Genomic DNA, 5,953 nt, shown 5'->3' with positions numbered 1-5,953 from the left:
CATCTATAGTATTTTCATCAACATTTTCTAATTTCAGTAATTCTAACCATCCAATTAATGACGATAATGGTGTTCCGATTTGGTGCGCTGTTTCCTTTGCCATTCCAGCCCACAGCTTGTTTTGAGTTGCCATTTTTGTGGCACGGTAAAAGTTATACACCACTCCACCAAATAAAAATGCTACTAACAATAAGGCAATTGGATAATACTTTAATTTGTTTAAAATTGGAGAATCGCCGTAAAACACCAGATGATAATCGTTCGTTGCGAATTGGACTTTAATTGGTTTATTCTGGTTTTTAATTTTATTTAAAAATTCTTTTACTTTAACACTATCATTTTCTATTTCTCCCAGGTTTAAATTACTTAAAATTTTTCCTTTTTTATCTGTAAGTATTAATGGAATGTTTTTATTGTTTTCAATAATAAAAGTTGGTAATTCAATATCGGCATCTACATCGGCATTTCTTAGGTTCTTCAATGCTGTTGCCCAAAGTTCCATTTTATTGCGTTCTTCTTCTTTAAACGTTTGGAAAAAAACATAGGTGTTCCATAAAATTAAGGAAGCTATTAAAAACGATGAAAAAATAATGATCCAACGTGTAAGATTTCTTTTTTCAGAAAACTGCATATAAAGTATTTTGAGTAAAAATAAGAAAAAGTGAATAGTAATTAGTAATTAGTGATTAGTTTTTTAATCATCTCACGAATTATCGAGTCGAAATTATAAATTAGTTTCGAAAATTCGTGACAAAAAAATGGCTAACATTTGTTAAAAAAAATATCATTTCAATTGATTGATTTGCTTTATATTTGTAAAAAATACCATTTATGTTAAGCATCAATCCGAAAGAAATATCGCCAGTAAAACTACAAAGCTATTTGCAAACTGCTGTGTCGCCCAGACCAATAGCGTTTGCAAGTACAATGGACGTTGATGGAAATCCGAATTTATCGCCTTTTAGTTTTTTTAATGTGTTTAGTAGTAACCCACCCATTTTAATTTTTTCGCCTGCCAGACGTGTACGAAATAATACTATAAAACATACTTTGATAAACGCTCAAGACACCAACGAAGTTGTAATTAATATTGTAAATTTCGACATGGTGCAACAAATGAGTTTGTCAAGCACCGAATATCCAGAGGGTGTTAATGAATTTAAAAAAGCAGGATTTACTATGCTGCCATCAGATATTGTAGCGCCATACAGAGTGGCCGAAAGTCCAGTGCAGTTTGAATGTATAGTAAACGATATTATTGCATTAGGGACTGAAGGTGGTGCTGGAAATTTAGTGATTTGCGAAGTGGTAAAAATTCACATTCATGAAAGTGTTTTAGACGAAAACCAAATGATTGACCAACACAAAATTGATGTAGTTTCACGTTTAGGTGGCAATTGGTACAGTCGCGCAAATGAGGGATTATTTGAAGTGGAAAAACCATTAAATACCTTAGGTATTGGTGTAGATATGATTCCAAATTTCATTAAAGAAAGTGGTTATTTTGATGGAAATGATTTAGGAAAATTAGGAAATATAGAAATTATTCCAAATGAAGAAGAAATTACTATATTTGTAAAAGAAAATTTTGAGGTAAAAGCCGTTTTAAGTTCAGACGATTTTGATACGAAATTTAAAAAAGCAAAAGAATATTTAGACAACAATCAAGTTTTAAACGCTTGGAAATTGTTATTAGCACAAAAATAAATTAAGAGAATTATGGAAGTTATTGGAAGAATTAAAATGATTGGAGCAACACAAGACGTAAGTGCTTCATTTAAAAAAAGAGAAATAGTAGTTACTACTGAAGAGCAGTACCCACAACATATTTCGGTTGAATTTCAACAAGCAAAAGTGGATGATTTAAATTCCTACCATGTTGGTGAACAAGTAAAAGTATCTATCAATTTAAGAGGTAGAGAATGGACGTCACCTCAAGGGGAAGTAAAACATTTTAATACCATTACAGGTTGGAGAATTGAAAGATTAGCAAATGCAGCTCCTTCCAATTCGCCAGAAATGCCTCCGGTTCCTGCTGCTGAAGCATTTGCTCCTGCAACCGACTTTAAAGAAGAAGAACACGACGATTTACCTTTTTAATCTTCGATTAAAAAGTAAATTCCAAAAATTAAATTCCAAATTCCAAAATTCTTTTATAAGATAAATTAGGAGTTTGGAATTTTTTTGAAATTAAATTTTGAAATTGTCATAGAAATTAAAAGAATGTATTTTTTAACAACTGAACTTTATTTTCCTCCTTCTTCAGAAACATCCACTGAAGGCATTATTGCTGTCGGCGGAGATTTATCTTCAGAGCGTTTACTTTTAGCGTATCAAAATGGCATTTTTCCTTGGTATGATGCTGATGAACCAAAACTTTGGTGGTGTCCAAAAAAAAGGATGGTATTATTTTTTGAGCGTTTACGAATTACGAAAACTATGAAAAAAGTGATTATTCGAAATGAATTTCAAGTTACTTTTAATACAAATTTTAGAACAGTGATTTCCAATTGTCAGAAGGCGCCAAGAAAAGACCAAAATGGCACTTGGATTTCTAATGAAATTGTAGAGGCATATTGTAAACTAAATGAATTAGGTTATGCCAAAAGCGTAGAAGTTTGGCAAAATAACGAGTTAGTCGGTGGTTTATATGGAATTGATTTAGGTAATGTTTTTTGCGGAGAAAGCATGTTCTCAAAAGTACCAAATGCTAGTAAAGTCGCTTTTATTTATTTGGCAAAACAACTAGAAATGGCAAACTACAAACTTTTAGATTGCCAAGTACACAACAATCATTTAGAAAGTTTGGGATGCATTGAAATTGAAAGAGCGGAATTTTTAGCGATTTTGAAAAGCTAAAAGTTACACAGAGATGCACAAAACAACACTGAGAATCACGGAGTTTTGTTAAAACTCAGATTTTCACAAATTATCACCAATTTATTTCGCATCAAATTTCTTCAAACTTCTCAGATATAATTCTTCCACTTTTTTTCGAGCCCATTCGGTTTTTCGTAAAAATGTTAAACTAGAATTAATGGTTGGATTTTCATTAAAACATTTTATTTTTATCAATTCGCCAAGCGTATCAAAACCATAATAATCGACTAATTTTTCGAGTATGGTTTTTAAGGTTATGCCGTGAAGTGGATCCATTTGATTTGAGATTTACGATTTGGGATTTACAAATTATGGTAAAGATAAAAATAATTTTTAACGAAAAACGGAGGCCGAGACTAAAATCTAACTTCTCAACCAACAAGTTGCAACATGATCGTTTACCATTCCTGTGGCTTGCATATGCGCATAAACTACTGTGGAACCGACGAATTTGAATCCGCGTTTTTTTAAGTCTTTGCTTAACTTATCCGAAATTTCTGATGTTGCTGGTACTTCACTTAATGTTTTTGGTTTGTTATCAATTGGTTTGTTGTCTACAAAAGCCCAAATATATTTTGAAAAACTGCCAAATTCTTCTTGCACTTTTATAAAAGCTTGTGCATTGGTTACCGCCGCTTTAATTTTTAATTTGTTTCTTATTAATCCAACATCTTCAGCTAAAACTTGCAATTTGTAATCGGTAAAATTGGCAACTTTTTGCACATCAAAACCTGCAAAAGCTTTTCTGAAATTATCTCGTTTTACCAAAACCGTATACCAACTTAAACCAGCTTGAAACGTTTCTAAGATTAAAAATTCAAACAAAGTAGCATCATCATAAACAGGTTTTCCCCATTCGTTATCATGATAGTCTTTGTATAAATCCGTTTTTTCGCACCAAGCACAACGTTTCTTAATCATTTACTACTGGCTTTTCGTTATTATGTATATATTTATTTATTAAAAAATGACCTAAATAAATTAATGGCGTTAAGCAAATTGCAATGATTAATTTGAATGAATACCCCGTTAAAGAATATTCTACATATTGTTTGGTATTCCAAATTCCTGGTAAATAAAAGGCAATTCCTCCCACAATAAAAGAATCTATTAATTGTGAAATTACTGTAGATCCTGTACTTCGGAGCCATATCATTTTTTCTCCTGTTTTCTTTTTAAAATAGCTAAAAAGAGTAACATCTAAAAATTGTGCCACTAAAAAAGCAAAAATAGAACCAACAATAATTAAATTACTTTGACCAAAAACAGCAGTAAATTGCTCATTAGAAACCGGGCTGATGCCTTTTGCTTCAGGAATTTTCATCGAAAAAAACAAAATTACAAAACAGTACGCAATTAAACCTGCTGTGATATAACTGAGTCTTTTCACGCCTTGTTTTCCGAAATATTCATTAATTAAATCGGTAGTAATAAACACAATTGGCCAAGGTAAAATACCCATACTTAGTACAAAAGGACCAATTTGAATTAATTTACCTCCAATAAGCTCGGCAGTAATGGCATTTGTAATAAAAATACCTGCCAATACAACATATACTATTTCTTTTTTGGTTCTTAACATTTATTCGTCGTAATATACCTCTTCCTCGTAATTTTCTTCCGCTGGATTACTTGAAAAATTTACTCGTAGATGATTGTCATTTAGCGATTCATTAATCATGTTTTTTATTTTTTGATCAATTTCTTTATCATCAATAATTTTTTCATCATCAAACCTTCTAAAAGCTTTTAGATTTAATTGATTATTTTCATCATGAACAAAAGCAATTGCGGTCAACTTTTCAGAATTTTTTCCATAAGAATCGGCTTCAATATTAATTTTCTTATAAAAGAAATAAGATATTTTTTTATCGTTATGCGTGACAATTTTTTCATTCATTAACACAATAGAATCCTTTTTTTTATCAAAATCTTCATAATAATGAATGGCATTCTTTACAATACTATCTTTACTAAATGCAGTTAATTCTTCTGTTTGCTTATTGTGATATAGCATTTGGAAAGCTGTATATTTTGTTTTTGGCTGACTTATTAATTTTTCTAATATACGCTTATCCAGTTTTTTATTTCTGGCCAATTCACGGTTAGCAATAACTACATTTAAATCGTCGATATTTAATTTTTCTGCTTTTTCATACAATTGTCGTATGTCTTTTTCGTTTTTGTAGGAATATAAAATAGACAAATAACTATTGAAAGCTTCCACAGGTGCACCATTTTCTTCATCATAATTATTATCATCTTCAGTGTTACTAGCCTCCTTATCAGACTTCCAACTTACCAAACGTTTGTATTCTAGTTTCGCATTGGTAAGCAACATTTTTTTATAAGATTTCAGTTTTTTGGCAGTTACTTTTTCTGAATTTAATAACACCTGAACAAACTTAACTATTGGTTCATGAAATTCGTTTATACTATAATATTCTAAAATATTTGGATATAAAACTTGTGAATTTTCAAGGTCTGACATAAATATATTAAACAAACCAGAAATTACATAATTTTCTGAAATTGGCAAATCGTAGTCTAATAATTCGGCGATTTTTTTATATGCCACTTTACTTTTTTGTAAAGCCAAAGCACGTAAAATTGAAAATTGTGTTTGAGTTGAAACATCTTGTTTTTTATAAGCTTGCTCTAAAAAAGGAAGTACTTCTGGAGATTTTAAAGACCCAATACTCTCAAATAAATCGCCCTTAAAATCCGTTTCTTCTTTACGAAACTCAAAATTTTCTAAAAGGTTTTTAATTTTGGAAAAATCCGATTCTTCAATAGTTAAATTGTTAAATGATTTTATTGCTGAATAGCGAATACTATCATGTTCGCTATTTAAATCTTCTTCAAAAATGCTGAATTTATTTTCAAAAAAAGTTCTTGAAGTAATTGAAGCATCGTCCACTTTAAAAGAATTAAAAACTTTTTCTATAAACGGATTATCATTTTTATAATTTTTATCTACCAAAGTAGTTAATGTGTAATATTCGCCTTTTTTAAGTACAATTTTATACTTAATAGCTTGCGTACTTTTAGGTTTTGTAGCCAAAACTTCGTA

Annotated in this window: 7 protein-coding genes and 1 pseudogene; 3 read left to right on the top strand and 5 right to left on the bottom strand. The window is 30.3% G+C overall.

Annotation, left to right across the window (positions count from 1 at the left end):
• A pseudogene (locus ACIQ2I_RS07445) lies at positions 1 to 631 on the bottom strand (sensor histidine kinase); the annotation flags it as partial.
• 200 nt (positions 632 to 831) lie between these two features.
• Between ACIQ2I_RS07445 and ACIQ2I_RS07440 the strand changes: the two are divergent.
• The 3 genes from ACIQ2I_RS07440 (at position 832) to aat (ending at position 2,859) form a co-directional block, all read left to right on the top strand.
• Positions 832 to 1,707 (top strand): flavin reductase family protein, encoded by an 876-nt coding sequence (locus ACIQ2I_RS07440; protein ID WP_396181793.1) that lies wholly within the window; start codon positions 832 to 834, stop codon positions 1,705 to 1,707.
• A 12-nt stretch (positions 1,708 to 1,719) separates the two neighbouring features.
• Positions 1,720 to 2,100, top strand: coding sequence for a DUF3127 domain-containing protein (locus tag ACIQ2I_RS07435; RefSeq protein ID WP_396181792.1), 381 nt, complete (start codon positions 1,720 to 1,722; stop codon positions 2,098 to 2,100).
• A 123-nt stretch (positions 2,101 to 2,223) separates the two neighbouring features.
• Positions 2,224 to 2,859: a leucyl/phenylalanyl-tRNA--protein transferase gene (aat, locus tag ACIQ2I_RS07430; RefSeq protein ID WP_396181791.1), complete on the top strand. Its 636-nt coding sequence runs from the start codon at positions 2,224 to 2,226 to the stop codon at positions 2,857 to 2,859.
• Between the two features lie 81 nt (positions 2,860 to 2,940).
• Here aat and ACIQ2I_RS07425 read toward each other — a convergent pair whose 3' ends face one another.
• The 4 genes from ACIQ2I_RS07425 to ACIQ2I_RS07410 form a co-directional block, all read right to left on the bottom strand.
• On the bottom strand, positions 2,941 to 3,156 hold the full coding sequence (locus ACIQ2I_RS07425) for a VF530 family DNA-binding protein (RefSeq protein WP_396181790.1): 216 nt from the start codon (positions 3,154 to 3,156) through the stop codon (positions 2,941 to 2,943).
• 87 nt (positions 3,157 to 3,243) lie between these two features.
• Positions 3,244 to 3,801 carry a DNA-3-methyladenine glycosylase I gene (locus ACIQ2I_RS07420; RefSeq protein ID WP_396181789.1) on the bottom strand — a complete coding sequence of 186 codons (558 nt, stop codon included), beginning with the start codon at positions 3,799 to 3,801 and terminating at the stop codon, positions 3,244 to 3,246.
• Positions 3,794 to 4,462: a queuosine precursor transporter gene (locus ACIQ2I_RS07415; RefSeq protein WP_396181788.1), complete on the bottom strand. Its 669-nt coding sequence runs from the start codon at positions 4,460 to 4,462 to the stop codon at positions 3,794 to 3,796. The genes ACIQ2I_RS07420 and ACIQ2I_RS07415 overlap by 8 nt, the downstream gene beginning before the upstream one ends.
• The coding region (locus ACIQ2I_RS07410) for a hypothetical protein (RefSeq protein WP_396181787.1) at positions 4,463 to 5,953 on the bottom strand (1,491 nt) is incomplete at its 5' end.

This window comes from Flavobacterium sp. (assembly GCF_044368995.1).
Taxonomy (GTDB): Bacteria; Bacteroidota; Bacteroidia; order Flavobacteriales; family Flavobacteriaceae; genus Flavobacterium.
This window is presented reverse-complemented; position numbering and strand designations above follow the sequence as displayed.